We start from the raw sequence: 15258 nt of genomic DNA, 5'->3' as shown, positions 1-15258 counted from the left end.
TCCCTCTCATTTCACCGCGCAGCCCACTTTCGGCGTAATGCATCAAGTGGATCGCCGCTCTACACCGCGCCAGCCACGCTGGCGGAGAATCCGCTAAGCCCGCCCATCTGCGGGCGGCCGACGGAGATGTACTCGAGGCCGGTGCCTTCGATTTGCTCTTTGGTATAGACGTTGCGGCCGTCGATCAGCACCTGGCGGCGCATGGTTCCCGCCAGCTGGTGCAGGTTGATCTCCTTGAACTGGCTCCAGTCGGTCAGCAGGCAGACGGCGTCGCTGCCTTCAGCGGCTTCTTCGGCCAGTCCGCACCAGCGGAGCTGCGGGTGATCATATTCCTTACGGAAGTTGTCCGCGGCAATAGGATCATACAGCTTCACAATTGCTCCCTCGGCGACGAGCGCCTCGACGATCTCCCGGGCCGGTGCCTCGCGGACATCATCGGTATTAGGCTTGAACGCAAGCCCCCAGATACCGATTACGGCGCCGCGCAGGCTGCCCAGCGATTCATGCAGCTTGGAGATGATCATGAACCGCTGGCCTTTGTTCACCTCGACGACTGATTTGAGCAGCTTGAACTCATAATCCACATTGCCGGCGATCTGGATCAGCGCATTGGTATCTTTCGGGAAACAGGAGCCTCCATAGCCGATTCCGGCCTGCAGGAAGGTAGATCCGATTCTCCGGTCCATGCCCATCCCCTCTGCCACCTCGGTTACATCAGCTCCTACCTTTTCGCAAATGTTGGCAATCTCGTTAATGAACGATATTTTCGTCGCCAGAAAAGCGTTGGACGCATACTTGATCATCTCGGCGCTGCGGATATCCGTAACGAATACGTTGTCTGTGAAGCCCTTATGAAGCTCGCGCATGGTCGGCTCAAGCGCCGAATTATCCAGTCCGATCACGATCCGGTCGGGATGAAGGGTGTCGCGGATCGCAGAGCCTTCGCGGAGGAATTCAGGGGCAGAGACGATATCGAAGGGATGATTTGTATGGGAGGCGATCAGCTTGCGGATTCGCTCATTGGTGCCAACGGGAACCGTCGACTTGGTCATGATGATCTTGTAGCCCTCCATCGCGTGGGCAATTTCGGTTGCTGCCCCTTCAATGTATCTCAGATCGGCTTCGCCGCCCGGAAGTGAAGGAGTACCCACTGCAAGAATAACGATATCGGAGCGGCGGACCGACTCCTGAAGATCGGACGAGAAGCTTAGCCGGCCCTCGCGCAGATTCATTTCGATCAAGGCCTCAATGCCCGGCTCATAGATGGGGGATTCCATCCGGTTCAGCTTATTGATTTTCTCCTCATCCTTATCCACACAGATGACATGATTCCCGTTCAAGGTGAAGCAGACGCCTGATACAAGTCCTACATAGCCGGTACCAATTACTGCGAGTTTCATAGTTTCATCCTCCTTTTAGGAAATTGACGTAGGCCTGTTCCACATACTGCTTGAACTGAACCATAAACGCCTGCTCATCAAATTTGCGTGCATGGCCCATAATCTGGTCGATATCCCACGCATAGGCCTCCACCTCATCAATAGCCTTAAGCAAATCATCAACTTCCTGGTGCTGGAAAAACACGCCGTTAACGTATGGAATAATCGTGTCCAGCGCTCCCCCGGCCTGATAGGCGATGACCGGTCTTCCAGCGGCATTCGCCTCCAGCGGCGTGATACCGAAATCCTCTTCCCCCGGGAAAACAAACGCCCGGCACTGGGACATCAGCCCTGTAACTTCCTCATCCTCCAGCCGGCCCAGAAAAGATACATTCCCCTTAGCCATGCCTTCCAGACGCTTCCTGTCCGGTCCGTCCCCGACAATATACAGCTTAAGCCCGTTACGGTTGAACGCCTCCACCGCCAGATCGATCCGCTTGTAGGAGACCAGCCGCGAGACAATCAGATAATAATCTCCAATGTTCGAGGAGCTGCTGAAGCGGGCTGTATTGATCGGCGGGAAGATGACATCGGAATCCCGGTGGTAATAATTCTGAATCCGCGTTTTCACGACAGAAGAGTTGGCGACGAACTGATTTACATTTTTGGAGGTGCGCTGGTCCCAGCTCTTGAGCCGCTGCATATACACCTTCAGCAGTCTTTTGAACAATCCTGAATTCGACTGCCGCTCCATGTACGTGTCATAATCCCAGGCGAAACGCATCGGCGTATGACAGTAGCACAGATGGAAGGTGGACTCGGGCACCTGGATGCTTTTCATAAAAGCACTGCTGGAGCTAAGGACGATATCATACCCGCTGAAGTCCAAATCGCGGACAGCCATAGGGTAGAGCGGCAGCACACCTTTGAAATTCCGCTTCACTCCCGGAATGTTCTGCAGCCAGGAGGCCCGGATATCCGCGTCTTTGAGGTTATCGGTCAGGCGGCTTCCGTTAAAAACCGTTGTGAAGATCGGAGCTTCCGGGTACATGTGATGAAAGACCTCCACCACCCGTTCCGCCCCGCCCATCTGGATTAAATAATCGTGCGCTATCGCAATTTTCATGTGAATCATCCTCAAAGTTTTTTGGAGCAGCATCATCAAGCAGTGAACGCATGACTGAAACAGATGTGATGCAAGCCTTAATCATTATCGTGAGCGGGAGGATCAGGTGACAGCCAGCAGACCTTTGTAGTAAGCGACGATGTCCTTGACCGTGTTCTCGATGACAAAATGCTCTTTCACCCGTCTCATTCCATTGTCCGCCATGCGTCTACGCTCTTCGGGATGGTTCAGCATCCAGGTGATGGAATCTGCAAGTACAGTAGCATCTCCAGGCTGGATCAGCAGTCCCGTCTCACCAGGAACCACAATCTCCACCGGTCCGCCTTCATTGGAGGCGATCACCGGCAGTCCGGCCGCCATACCTTCGACGATAACCTGGCCGAACGGCTCAGGGGTGATCGACGTATGAATCAGTAAATCCGCTTTATTCATGAGTCCTTGTATATCATCCACATGACCCAGCAGGCTGACATTGGTGATGTCCCCTTGCTGCATCTGCTGAATTAATCCCTGTTTGTATTCCTCTTCGCCGAACAGCGCGTCCCCGGCCAGCCAGAACTTCACGCGGCTGTCATGCTTGAAGGTCTTCGCGGCTTCCAGCACAATATGCTGGCCCTTCCAGTGGGCGAGCCGTCCGACCAGCAGGACGTTGAAGTCCTTCTGGTCCCGCTTACCGATGCCTTCACCGATGGCTTTGGCGAAGGCCGAGTAGACGACCAGTGTCTTCTTCGAGCGCGGCAGCTCCAGCGCATTCAGCGTGGAGTGGGAATTGGCAATGACCCCGTTCGGCAGCAGGCGTGACAGCAGCCGGATCGCCTTGGCGACAACCGGCTTCAGATAAGGTGCTCCGATGTGATCGCGGATGTGCCAGATCAGCGGCACGCCTGCTTTTTTGGCAGCGACGGCTCCGTAAAAGGCTGATTTCAGGGAATTGGTATGCACACAATCCACCTTCTCTTCCTTCAGCAGCGGAGCCAGCTTGCGGCCATACGCCAGCAGCTTCATCGCAGCCGCCGGAGCCCCGAGGTTCACGGCATTGCGGCCACGGCTGCGGATGCTCTCATCCAGCGGGATGATACGGACGTCTATGCCCTTCTCCCGCAGACGTTCAGCAAGCGCGCCTTCCTCTGCGAGGATAACCAGCGGTTCAATCTGCTCACCGATATTGGTGAGAATGTTGAACAAGGCGACCTCTCCCCCGCTCCATTTGGCGGTGTGATCAATATAAGCGACTTTGATCATCCTACGCTCACACCCTTTCCCAAAGTTTCGAGGAACACAGATTCCACTTGATCGCCTACATGCTGCCAGGTGTACTTCTCCAGCACATGATTCCGGCATTCATCCCGGCCGGGCAGCAGCTTGCGGTTGCTCAGCATATGAATCATGCCTTCCGCCATATCTTCGCTGGCGGCACTCTTGAACAGCAGCTCCGGACGGAAGCCCTGGAGAATCTCCTTGTTGCCGCCGACCGGAGTCGCCATTACCGGCAGCCCCGAGGCCAGAGCCTCAACGGTGATCAGGCCGAAGCCTTCCAGCGCCTGGGAAGGAACGACGAACATATCCGCTGCCTGATAATAAGAAGCCAGCTCATGATCGGGAATGTAGCCAAGCAGCCGGACCTTGTTGCCCAGCCCGTAATCGGCTATTTTCTCTTCCAGCTCCCCGCGCAGCGGGCCCTTGCCCCCGATCAGCAGAATCGCGTTCGGGAACCGCTCGCTCACCTGCTTCCAGGCTTCAAGCAGCTGCAGCAGCCCCATCCGGTTCATCAGCCGCCGGACCGTCAGGACCGTGGTTGCGCCTTCCGGCAGATTCAGCGTCCGGCGGATCGCCAGCCGGTTCGTGGCCGGCATGAACCGCTCCACGTTGGCCGCTCCCGGAATGACGGTAATCTTGTGCAGCGGTACGCCGTGCAGCTCGTGCAGCATATTACGGAAGTAATCGCTGAGGACAATGAATCTGTCCGCCAGCTTGTAAGCCTTATGTTCTATCGATTTGGCAATCGTTGTCTTGACCTTATGCTTGATGCCTTGACCTTCAATCTTCATCTCTTCGTTCCAGGGCCCGTGGAAGGTCATCACCACCGGAATTCCCCGTTTCTTCGCTTCTATCGCAGGCCCGATGCCGTAAGGTGCGAAGTGGGTGTAGAGGATATCAATCCTCCCGCTGCCATCCCCCATCAGGGACGCCGCCTTGCGCTGAAAGGCATCCTTGCGCTTCCAGATCGTCTCCTTCGGGTCTCCGGCATTATGGATGATCAGTTCCTTCGCGGTCTCCGGCGTCTCCTGGCTGCAGATCAGGGCATGCACCTGATTCCGTGAGGACAGCTGCTCACACACGGATTTGAAATAGGTGTTCAGTCCTCCGGGCTGTAACGAGGGCCAGCTGAGGCCGGTCGTCATAATGTTGAGTCCGTCATTGTACGACATAGCTTCTCTCCCCCTTGTTCTCCTTCTCGGCCTGGCCCGCTTCGTTATGCCGGGCCAGCCTTCCTGCGCTGTGCAATTCGTAATGCTTGAAGCCGACCATGAATTCATACATCACCCAGAAGACGGATACCGCAAAGCCCGAGATGCCTTTCTTGAACAGGCCATGCAGGAAATACTTCTGCAGGAACCGTGCCGGCGGACGCAGCAGCAGATGACTCAGCTTAAACGGCTTGCCGCTGGCGAACGCACTCTCTGCTTCCAGATCGGTGTATTTGTTGAACCGGGCGACATGATCGTTGATGCTGCGGAAGCCTTGATGCCACAGCGTTCCGTTCAGCTTCACCGTCCGTTCCTCGGACACCTCGGGCATCTCATGGACCAGAGAATTGCGGATACCGTATTCCTTGCGGTTATACAGCCGCACCAGATATTCGCCTTTATCCAGCCATTTGCCGAGAAAATCACCAATCCGGTACAGCGAGAACGCCACCGTAGCATCGGTCAGTCCCGGCTTGCGCTCCAGGATATCCCGGGCCAGCTCCTCGCTGACCACTTCGTCGGTATCAATCAGGAAGACCCAATCATGGATGGCACGTTCCACTCCGAATTCCCTTTGCTTCGCATATCCGGGCCAGGGGTTGACATACACCCGGCATCCCAGGCTCTCGGATAGCCCTACGGTCCCGTCTTTGCTTCCTCCGTCGATTACGACCACCTCATCGGCGAATAACCGGCAGGACTGAATGGCTTTGGTGATTCGAACTTCGTCGTCCTGGGCGATGATGACTGCCGAGATCGGGTAGCTGCCCCGGCCGCCAAGCACGCTTGTTACTGAATCCATGAAGGTATCCTCCTTTGCCTGGTAGGGTCCGGCGTGTGTCGTCGCTGCGAGAAAAGTTTGGGCTTCCGGCCGCTGTTGTTCTCTGATTTCTTTGATTGGACCGCTGATAGCGGGTGAAATCAGAGAACAAAGGCGGACGCTAACGCTCCTACAGCTCCAAATTTTCTCTCCGCTTCTCCAAGCACCGTCCCTTTGTTTTTTAAGCAGATAAGGGGCTCGCCTCGTGTACTCGGCTCGCCGAAACAACTAGTTACTTAACTGCCTACACATCCATAGGTTTCTTGCGAATATACGAATTCATCGTCGTCTTCATCCACTGAAGGTCCTGGGCGTTAATGAGCAGCCGTGGAAGCTTAACCTTCAGGTTGTACTTGATATTAAGAATAATGAACAGGAAACGCAGCACGGAGGAGGAGAGCATAGCCACCCCGGCTCCGAACAATCCGAACTTCGGCACCAGCAGGAACAGCAGCGGAATCACCAGGATCAGGCCGACCCCCTGAAGGATGGATACGAACTTCGGCTTGCCCAGTGCCATGAACACCTGTGCCAGAATCAGCGTCCCGCCGCTGATGGTTACTTCCAGCAGCAGCAGGCGGAACACGGTGAGCGCGGTGTTGAAATCCTTGCCGTAGAGCAGCGGGATGACAAACGGCGCTACCACCATCAGGAATACTGCGCCAAGCAAAGTACAGGTAGTACTGATCCGGAAAGCCTTGAAGGTGAGGGCAACCGCTTCGTCCTTCGCCATCTCGGAGGCCTTCGGGAAGAGCACCACCGTGATCGAATTCGCGAAGAAGTTCACCATACGCGACAGGCTAACCGCTACCGCATAGAGCCCCAGATCCGCCGGTCTAAGCAGTCCGGCGATGATGATCTGGTCTATGTATACTGAGAACTGGCCGAGCAGATCATTACCGTAGGAGCCCAGGCCGTAGGTGAACAATCTTTTGAAATTGCGGTAGGAATCCCGGAGCTTGACCTTGTAGGTCCGCAGCAGCAGGATGGTCATTCCGATGAACAGTGGAACTGACGGAACCAGATAGGCCAGTGCGGTCGTATAAGGATTCATGTAGCCGCTCAGGATCAGAATGCCGATGGCCCCCAGTGTCAGCAGCGGCACCAGATACCGCATCCAGTTGAAGGTCTTGTAATCCCCTCTGAACTGGAAGGCCGCATTGTTAATCTGCGAGATAACAATCAGCGGGCAGAGGATCATGGACCACTGGGCGAAGACCACTACCTCATGACTGAAGGACCCCAGCCAATAAGGCAGCACGAGTATCCCGACCGTCATGGCGATGGTTCCGAACACAAGGCCGATCAGCAGCGCGATCCGGTACAGCACTCCCGCTTCCTGCGGATTTTTCTTGGCATTGTAGATCAGCGCCGAGGGAATGCCGAAGCTCATGCTGAAGGCCAGGAACTGCGACCAGTTCACCATCGCTGTCTGCTCCCCCCGGCCGGTCGGGCCGAGATAACGGGCGGTCAGTACGCCGGTCAGCATATTGACCAGCAGGATCAGCACACTGACGAACATCGTTTTGACAGCAGCCGAGCTATTGTCCTTACTCTTCGTGAATCTCCGGAAGGTGGACCATACCCGGTTAGCGGGTAGTGATTTGGCGCTGGACTGCTGCATGCGGTATTCCCTTCTTTCTGCTTTGAGTGAGCTCCTTGGCGCTGAGGCCAAGTCCGATCAGCATCCAGATCAGATATCCCTTGAGACCGGGAAAGCCGTTATCCGATATCAGGCTGGCTACAGCTCCCATCCACGCCGCCAGCGCCAGCCTGGCGTAAGGCTGAAGTTCGTTCCTGCGGGTCACTCTAACGCCGATCTCCTTGATGACCGCACCGAGTGCCCCGAAGAAGAACAATGCACCGAGTACGCCGAAGGTCAGCAGCAGCGCGATGAAGCCGTTATCCATATTCCCGTATTCCCCCAGCTCTCCGCCGTTGCCAAGCTTGGTGCCCTGGCCTACACTGCCGATCCCCTGCCCTACCGGATTGCCAGCCACCATCGGCAGCATATTGGTCCAGAGGCTGAGGCGTTCATTGAAGGAATGATCCTCCTGTACGGAGGTCAGGGTCTCCATCCGGGCCACCAGCCCCTCTGCTCCAGGCAGCTTGGGAACAATCCAGAACAGCGCGGCTGCTACGAATACGAGCTGGAGCAGCGTCTTCCATTTGCCCTTGGAGGGAGAGGAAGCGATGTAGACCAGCAGCATCACCAGCAGGACCAGCCATGCAGAACGGACTAGCGTAGTCAGCAGGCAGACCACTACGAGCAGAACACCGAGCCAGCGCAGCGTACCCTGCCATCTTTTCTCCAGAATCATCGGCACCAGGGCGAAGACCAGGAAGGTTGCAGCCGGACCCGGAGAGTTCAGGGTCGAGAAGACCCGGATCTCCAGCGGATACGGGGTTCCGATTGAGATCATATCGGCATTCCGCATCCAGAAGGCGTCCCAAGGGGGAACGGTCAGATACTGCACGATCCCGTAGATCGCAACCAGCACGGCGATGTTGGCAAAAGCGTACAGCAGCCGGTCGATATCCTTCGGCTTAAACGGCGTGACCGCGAAGAAGGGAATGAGCAGCAGCGGGACGATGTAATTCGCCAGATCGTAGACCGAGCCGATGCCGTTCTTCGCCAGGCCAATCAACGCGCCGTAGGCCAGTGCGACGGAGAACAGCAGCATGATCCGGGTGGAGGACTTGCGAATCCGGTGAATTTCCCGCAGCACGGGAATGGCTAAGGTCGCTCCGGTCAGCAGCGGGGCCAGACTGAGCAGGGAGACGGAGTGATATACGCCTTCGTACCAGTCTGCAATCCGCCGCAGCTCCGGGGCAACTGCCCAGATCAGCAAAGTGTAAGGAATAAGCATCCGTGTATTCAGCAGGGCCAGCAGCAAGGCCGGAAAGAGGATACCTGCCAGAATGATGCCCTGCAGGCTGTTCGACGCGCTCAGATTCGCACTGGCGAAGCCGATCGCAAGCGGCAGGGCCAGAGCCGAAGCGCAGATCAAGGTCATCATTACAGCCGACTTCACGGCTTGTGCCGATGGAAGATTCAGACTTTTCTCATCTCTGCTTAGCATCTTCATTCCCTGCCCCCCTCTTTCGCCGCTCTCATTCAATCGGCACTGCTGTTCTTCACCTTGCCCCGTTTGCGCATCTCCTTGAATAGCAGCACCAGGAACTGGGCATCGTCGACAAGGTATCTTTTCCATAACCGGCCCGGCTCCTGGCTAAGTCTCCAGAGCCACTCCATGCCGGTTCTCTGCATGAAATCCGGTGCCCGCTTCACCGAGCCGGACAGGAAGTCGAAGGTGGCCCCTACGCCGATGGAGACCGGCGCCTGGTAGGAGGTATAGTGACGGTAGATCCACTTCTCCTGCTTCGGTGCTCCCACGCCTACGAACACAATATCCGGCTGGGTCTCGGTCAGCATCTGGATAATCCGCTGGTTCTCTTCTTCGTTGTGCTCGAAGCCGTAAGAAGGAGAGTAACAGCCCACTACGTTAATGCCCGGGAAGGCGGCCTTCAGATTCTTCGTTGCCTGCTCTGCCACACCCTCGGCGGCCCCCAGGAAGAACAACCGGTATTGCCTTTGTTCAAATGCGTTACCCAGTTGGCTGAACAGATCAGCCCCGGATACCTTTTGCTTCAGCGGTTTACCGAGCATCTTGGACGCCCAGATCAGCGGCATTCCATCGGCTACAACAGCCCCTGCTTCGGAATAGACCTCCCGAAACTCTTTGTCCTTGCGGAGCTTGATCACATGATCGACATTGCAGGTCAGGATGTAGGATTGGCTCCTTTCCTGAATAGTTCTGTCTATGTAATCAAGCAGGTCCATGAAATCATAGTTATCGAAATTGACATCGAACATATTCACTTGGTTCATCGTATCACTTCTTTTTGTGGGGAATCGGCCAGCTGTGAAGATCGGTACAGGCAGTTCAGGTACCAACAGAACGGAATGATGAATTGGACCGTCGACAGCGTGTTATCCGTGAAAGAGTAGATCAGAAAAGCTGCAATAAAGAGCAGATAATAAGGTTTCACCGCTGGTAAAAGCACCCTGTACACCATAAGAAACACAGCGAGCAAGGACAGCAGCAGCAGAATGGCACCGATGTATCCTCCGTCGTAGTAGAAGCGGATATACTCATTGTGCGGAACGACAAACCCGCCGTACAGCGTACCGTCATTCGCCACCGTTACCGCTCCAAGCCCCCGCCCGGCATAAGGTGAATCCGCGGCTTTGTTCAAAAAGTACTCCCAGGCCTCCGCCCGTCCCGACAGGTCTATCCCGGTCTCGGTCGTCCGTTCAAAGGAGCGCTTCTTGATGTTGTCCATCTGCATGTATACGGCCGAGGTAATGACCAGCAGCGAACACAGCAGCGGGATCAGAAATTTCTTCTTGCCCTTTAGGAAGGCGCGGGAGATATCGTAGAAATAATAGAGTACCATCAGCACCAGGGCAAGAATCGGCCCGCGCGTGCCTGTAATTACCAAAATGAAGAAATTCAGCCCCAGCATGATGTAATTGAACCGCGTATACAGCGGACTGCGCTTGATCTCAATGAACGCGATCGCTACTCCCATGAAGGCCAGCATCGCCAGGTGAGGCGGAATGTTCGCCCCCTGCACCCGCACCGCGCCTGTGAACTCAACGGCTACCAGTGAATGTATATTCGCAGCCTGCAGCACCACTCCCAGCAACATGCTGACCAGAGGCAGCAGGGTAATGATCCGGATCTGCTTCTCGGCGACTTCCTTCTTCCAGTTAATCAGAAGCAGTACAAAGGGCAGGGATAGCCCGATGAAGGCTTTGACCGCAATGGATGTGCTCATCTCCGGCAGCCAGATGGAGAAGCTGAAGGTGAGCAGGATCAGGGCCAGCATCGCCCATAAGGGAGGGCTGAGCTTGAACTTCAGGCCATTGACCAGGATACACGGTACGAGCAGCATCAGAATAACCAGCTTGTAGAGCGACAGGATCTCAATACCGAACATACTCCCGCTGTACAAAAAGTTAATCGAGACTGCCGTAGTCAGCAGAACGAAATAGCTGATCAGCTCTGGGCGTGATAGGGAGGCAACCAGCAGCAGAATGAAGAATACGGCCGCTACTGCGATGACCGGCTGGAAGATGACGGCTGTTCCCAGGAACAGTGCAGTTACGAGATAGAGCATTCCGTATGGCAGACTATTTATTTTGGCGCCCCACTCAAAATTGGTCATCGCGCGTCCTCCCCTCACCCCGCTGCGGATTCCCTCTTCCGGTTCCAGATCATATGGAGAGTTCCGCGAATACTCTCGAGCCGGCACTTATTCAGCAGCCTTCTTCCCTTACTGCGGGAGAGAACAGAATCTGCCAGGATGTAGATCACTTTGGCCCCCGTCTTGCCCAGGAGCAGCAGGTGGCCCTTCATTCCTTCACTTTTCATAGCGTTCGATATGCCTTGGCTGTAATACCGCTTCATGATCCAGTCCTCTGTCAGCCGGTTCGCCGGAACGAAATGATCCACAGCCATCTCCGGATGATAGAGAATGGAATGTCCCTCCTGCTGGAGCTGGCTGAACAGCCAGGTCTCTTCACCCGAGAGCAGCGAGTCGCCCTTGCGGCCCAGCTCCAGCGGGAACAGGCTGATATCGAACACCGGCTTGCGCATCGCCATGTTGGCACCGCAGGGATGAAGCCGCTTCGGATACTCTCTGATCCGGCCCCCCAGATCAACAATCGTGTAAGGAAGCTCGAACGGCTTAATCAGCCAATCCGGGCGTTTGCTCTCGAAGATCGGAGCGATTTTGCCGCCCATAGCCATCACTTCCGGCCTAGCCGCAAATGTGCTGACAATCGTCGTAATCCAGGTCCGGCAAGGAATCGCATCATCATCCAAGAAAGCAATGAGCTGCGATTTAGAAGCCAGAATGCCCGTGTTGCGGGCTGCTGACAGCCCTTGAACCGGCTCCAGCAAATAACGGATATCCATATCATCACCATAGGTCCCGATGAACCCCTTGATAGCGGCCGCCGTATCATCCGTAGACTGATTATCCACCACGATGATTTCGGCCTGGTGCAAATTCTCCAGCGGCAGCAGCGAGTGCAGCGTCTTGACCAGCAGAGCTGACCGGTTATAGGTGCAAATGATAATGGAAATCTCAGGTACATCTCCGTGTACAAACATCGGCATCACCTAATTCCCATATTTTTAATACGCATTTTTGGAACCGAGCAGCATCAGGCCAGTCTTGACGATAATCTTCAGATCCAGCATTGTGCTGCGCATATGGATGTATGTCAGATCCAGCTGAACCATCTCATCAAAGCCGACACTGTTTCTGGCGTTCACCTGCCAGTAGCCGGTGCAGCCGGGTGTAACCATCAGCCGCTGCTTGTCGTAATCCGTATACTGCTCCACCTCTTCAACGAGCGGAGGACGGGGACCCACCAGACTCATATGCCCCATCAGCACGTTCCAGAGCTGTGGCAGTTCATCAATACTGGTCTTGCGCAGGAATCTTCCAATCCGCGTAATGCGGGGATCATTCTTAATCTTGAACATCGCGCCGCTTACTTCGTTGTAGGCCATGAGATTGGCCTTAAGCTCCTCGGCATTAGACACCATGGATCTGAACTTGTACATGGGGAACAGCTTCTCGTCCTTGCCGACCCGATCCTGGCGGAAGAACACCTTGCCCTTCGGATCTTCCAGCTTAATCAGGACAGCCACCACTGCGAACAGCGGAAGCAGGAACAGCAGACCCAGGGCGGAGAACAAGATGTCGATGATCCGCTTCAAGACCAGATAGGATTCCATTCCCTTGCTTTCTTCACCCGAATGCAGCATGTAAAGTTTCGGCAGGACGGCCTCATAGTCTTCCGGCAGTTTTTGCATGCTCATCTCTCCTCATTTCTCGTAAAGGTTTATGCAGCCTTACTTCTTGACTCCGGCTTGTAACCATCGGGTTGGGGGGACGGTCTCAGCTGCTTAGCGATTTCTGTCCCGCCTTATTCAGCCATTCTGCCATGGCATCCATGACCTGATAGCGTAAATCTTCGCTCGCAAGGGCAAATTCCAGTGTGGTCAAAATATATCCAAGACGTTCACCGACATCATATCTTGTACCGTCGAAGTTATAAGCGTAGACACGTTCGCTCTGGTTCAGCTTCTGAATCGCATCCGTCAGCTGAATCTCGCCGCCCGCGCCCTTCTCCTGAAGATCAAGATACTTGAAGATCTTAGGGGTAAATACATAGCGGCCCATGATCGCCAGATTAGAAGGCGCTGTTCCAAGCGGAGGCTTCTCCACGAAATTGTTCACCCGGTAGAGCTTCCCGTCCTGCATATCCGGCTCGATAATCCCGTAGCGGTTCGTGAATTCATCCGGAATGACCTGCACCCCGATCACCGAATTCTGGGTCTCCTCATACTGATCGATCAGCTGCTTCAGGCAGGGAACCTGTCCGGTAACAATGTCATCGCCGAGCATAACGCCGAACGGCTCATCGCCGATGAACCGTCTCGCACACCATACAGCATGACCGAGACCCTTGGGTTCCTTTTGCCGGATATAGTGAATTTCCACCTTGGAGGACCGCTGCACCTCTCTGAGCAGCTCCAGCTTACCATCTTCCAGCAGTCTGGATTCAAGCTCAAAGGCATTGTCGAAATGATCCTCAATCGCCCGCTTTCCCTTACCGGTTACAATGATGATGTCTTCGATCCCGGAGGCAATGGCCTCCTCCACGATATACTGGATCGTCGGTTTGTTGATAATGGGCAGCATTTCCTTAGGCATTGCTTTGGTCGCCGGAAGGAACCGTGTGCCTAACCCGGCTGCAGGGATAATTACCTTTTTTACCTTTTTCATCACACATACCTCCCAAGTAGTTTTGTTCACCTTGCCGATTTGGTGTTCTATCTGGTCTGGTTCATCGCAATCCCGAGAATCCTTACACCTGTCTGCTCCATGAGACCTTTCAGCTTGCGGAGCGCTTCGCGCTTCGTCCGGCCGTGTCTGGCTACTATGACCACCCCATCCGAGAGGGGGGCCAGAATCCGTGCATCGCTGTAATCTACGCCCTGCGGCGAATCCAGCAGAATCAGATCGAAGCTTGCCTTCAGCTCCGTAAGCAGCCCGGCCATTCTTTCGCTGCCGAGCAAGTCCGGCGGACTGACATGGGTTATTCCGGCAGGAATCACCGCCAGGTTCGCCAAGCTGCCATAGACAGCAATATCCTTGGCTTCCTCGTAGCCGCTTAAGTAAGCTGCCAGCCCTTGGCTGCCTTCCACATCGAAGATGCTATGCAGGCCGGGCTTCCGCAGGTTACCATCCACCACCGCCACCTTCTTGCCATCCTGTACGAAGGATACGGCCAGATTGGCGAGAATGGTGGTCTTGCCTTCGCCGCTCTCTGCAGAAGTGAAGAGCAGCACCTGTCCGCCCGTCCCTTTCAGCAAGCCGAGCTGGCGGATATACGTGCGCAGCGAGCGGAAGGATTCGGAGATATGCGAGGACGGGTTCATGTCTGTGATTAGACTTCTATTCAGCCGTAACATATTTGCCCTCCCCTACTCTTGCCTTGTCATTGTCCGATTTGCCGAAATCGCGCTTGCGGATCGCCGGAATGCTGGCAATGACCGGAAGGCCAAGCTCGAATTCCGCTTCCTTCTCGTTTCTCAGCGTACCGTTCAGCGTCTCCATCAGCAGGATAATCCCGACCGCTGCCATCAGCGACACCACGAAGCTGATGAGAATATTCATGGTCACTCCGCCGTTGACCGGCTGAGGCTGGGCAGCAAGATCAGCCGGAGTCAGGAAGGTTACATTATTCAGGTTCATCAGTGCCGGCAGGCTACGGATGAAGGTCTGCGAAACCGCGTTAACAATCGTAGCTGCGGTACCGTAATCCTTATCCTCCACGCTCAGATTAATCACCTGGCTTTTCTCAGAGGATTTGATCTGCAGCTTGGCAGCCAATTGGCCCGCTGTCAGGCCGAATTCGGGATGCTCCGCGATTACACTCTTCATAAGGGTGGGGGACTTCATGATTTCCTTATAGCTCTCGATGAGGTTAAGACTGAAGTTCAGTGCGTTAAGATTATTGCTCTCGGGGACATTCACAACGTTGTTGACCAGTAGCTGTCCAGAGGCGGAGTAGACGGGTGCAACGAAGTTTTTACTGACATAGAAGGTGGTGGCGCAGGAGATAAGTACAAATACCATGATTAACCATAATTTTTTCTTTATCAGGTTAATGTAATCCAAAATCGTCTTTTCCACAGTAACCCTCCTTCCGCTTGTGTTCGTTTTGAAAGCAATCATGAAAGTTTCAGATGTCTTGCTTTTATTCTAACAATGCGCAGGATTTATCACATGCCCCCTCGCATCACTTTACACTTCACTTTTGAGTGACTCCGTTCGGTCCTCCAGAGGGGGTGGATGGTATACTTTAGTACCATA

Annotated in this window: 14 protein-coding genes; all 14 read right to left on the bottom strand. The window is 54.8% G+C overall.

The window, feature by feature from the left end:
- Positions 1 to 59 precede the first annotated feature (59 nt).
- On the bottom strand, positions 60 to 1400 hold the full coding sequence (locus tag NST43_RS03280) for a UDP-glucose/GDP-mannose dehydrogenase family protein (protein ID WP_339222524.1): 1341 nt from the start codon (positions 1398 to 1400) through the stop codon (positions 60 to 62).
- A 4-nt stretch (positions 1401 to 1404) separates the two neighbouring features.
- Entirely contained in the window at positions 1405 to 2505 is a 1101-nt protein-coding gene (locus tag NST43_RS03275; protein ID WP_209992106.1) for a glycosyltransferase, read from the bottom strand.
- 102 nt (positions 2506 to 2607) lie between these two features.
- Positions 2608 to 3747, bottom strand: a complete 1140-nt coding sequence (locus NST43_RS03270; RefSeq protein WP_339222523.1) for a glycosyltransferase family 4 protein — start codon at positions 3745 to 3747, stop codon at positions 2608 to 2610.
- Positions 3744 to 4934 (bottom strand): glycosyltransferase family 4 protein, encoded by a 1191-nt coding sequence (locus tag NST43_RS03265; protein ID WP_339222521.1) that lies wholly within the window; start codon positions 4932 to 4934, stop codon positions 3744 to 3746. Before NST43_RS03265 ends, NST43_RS03270 begins: the two co-directional genes overlap by 4 nt.
- Positions 4921 to 5775, bottom strand: a complete 855-nt coding sequence (locus NST43_RS03260) for a glycosyltransferase family 2 protein (RefSeq protein WP_209992109.1) — start codon at positions 5773 to 5775, stop codon at positions 4921 to 4923. The genes NST43_RS03265 and NST43_RS03260 overlap by 14 nt, the downstream gene beginning before the upstream one ends.
- A gap of 262 nt (positions 5776 to 6037) precedes the next feature.
- Complete coding sequence (locus tag NST43_RS03255; protein WP_209992110.1) at positions 6038 to 7417, bottom strand: oligosaccharide flippase family protein; 1380 nt, start codon at positions 7415 to 7417, stop codon at positions 6038 to 6040.
- Entirely contained in the window at positions 7383 to 8813 is a 1431-nt protein-coding gene (locus NST43_RS03250; protein ID WP_209992225.1) for an O-antigen ligase family protein, read from the bottom strand. The genes NST43_RS03255 and NST43_RS03250 overlap by 35 nt, the downstream gene beginning before the upstream one ends.
- A gap of 98 nt (positions 8814 to 8911) precedes the next feature.
- Positions 8912 to 9685, bottom strand: a complete 774-nt coding sequence (locus tag NST43_RS03245; RefSeq protein ID WP_209992111.1) for a WecB/TagA/CpsF family glycosyltransferase — start codon at positions 9683 to 9685, stop codon at positions 8912 to 8914.
- Positions 9682 to 11028, bottom strand: coding sequence for an O-antigen ligase family protein (locus NST43_RS03240; RefSeq protein ID WP_339222520.1), 1347 nt, complete (start codon positions 11026 to 11028; stop codon positions 9682 to 9684). The genes NST43_RS03245 and NST43_RS03240 overlap by 4 nt, the downstream gene beginning before the upstream one ends.
- Before the next feature lie 14 nt (positions 11029 to 11042).
- Positions 11043 to 11978, bottom strand: a complete 936-nt coding sequence (locus NST43_RS03235) for a glycosyltransferase family 2 protein (protein WP_209992113.1) — start codon at positions 11976 to 11978, stop codon at positions 11043 to 11045.
- A 24-nt stretch (positions 11979 to 12002) separates the two neighbouring features.
- Entirely contained in the window at positions 12003 to 12695 is a 693-nt protein-coding gene (locus NST43_RS03230; RefSeq protein WP_209992114.1) for a sugar transferase, read from the bottom strand.
- Positions 12696 to 12774: 79 nt separating this feature from the next.
- A complete protein-coding gene (gene galU, locus NST43_RS03225) occupies positions 12775 to 13665 on the bottom strand; it encodes a UTP--glucose-1-phosphate uridylyltransferase GalU (protein WP_339222519.1) in 891 nt (296 codons plus the stop codon).
- A gap of 47 nt (positions 13666 to 13712) precedes the next feature.
- Positions 13713 to 14354 (bottom strand): CpsD/CapB family tyrosine-protein kinase, encoded by a 642-nt coding sequence (locus NST43_RS03220; RefSeq protein WP_209992116.1) that lies wholly within the window; start codon positions 14352 to 14354, stop codon positions 13713 to 13715.
- A complete protein-coding gene (locus tag NST43_RS03215; RefSeq protein ID WP_209992117.1) occupies positions 14338 to 15078 on the bottom strand; it encodes a Wzz/FepE/Etk N-terminal domain-containing protein in 741 nt (246 codons plus the stop codon). The genes NST43_RS03220 and NST43_RS03215 overlap by 17 nt, the downstream gene beginning before the upstream one ends.
- Positions 15079 to 15258 lie beyond the last annotated feature (180 nt).

This window comes from Paenibacillus sp. FSL H8-0332 (assembly GCF_037963835.1).
GTDB lineage: Bacteria > Bacillota > Bacilli > Paenibacillales > Paenibacillaceae > Paenibacillus_AQ > Paenibacillus_AQ rhizoplanae.
Note: the sequence above shows the minus strand (reverse complement) of the source record. Positions and strands in the feature narration are given on the sequence as shown.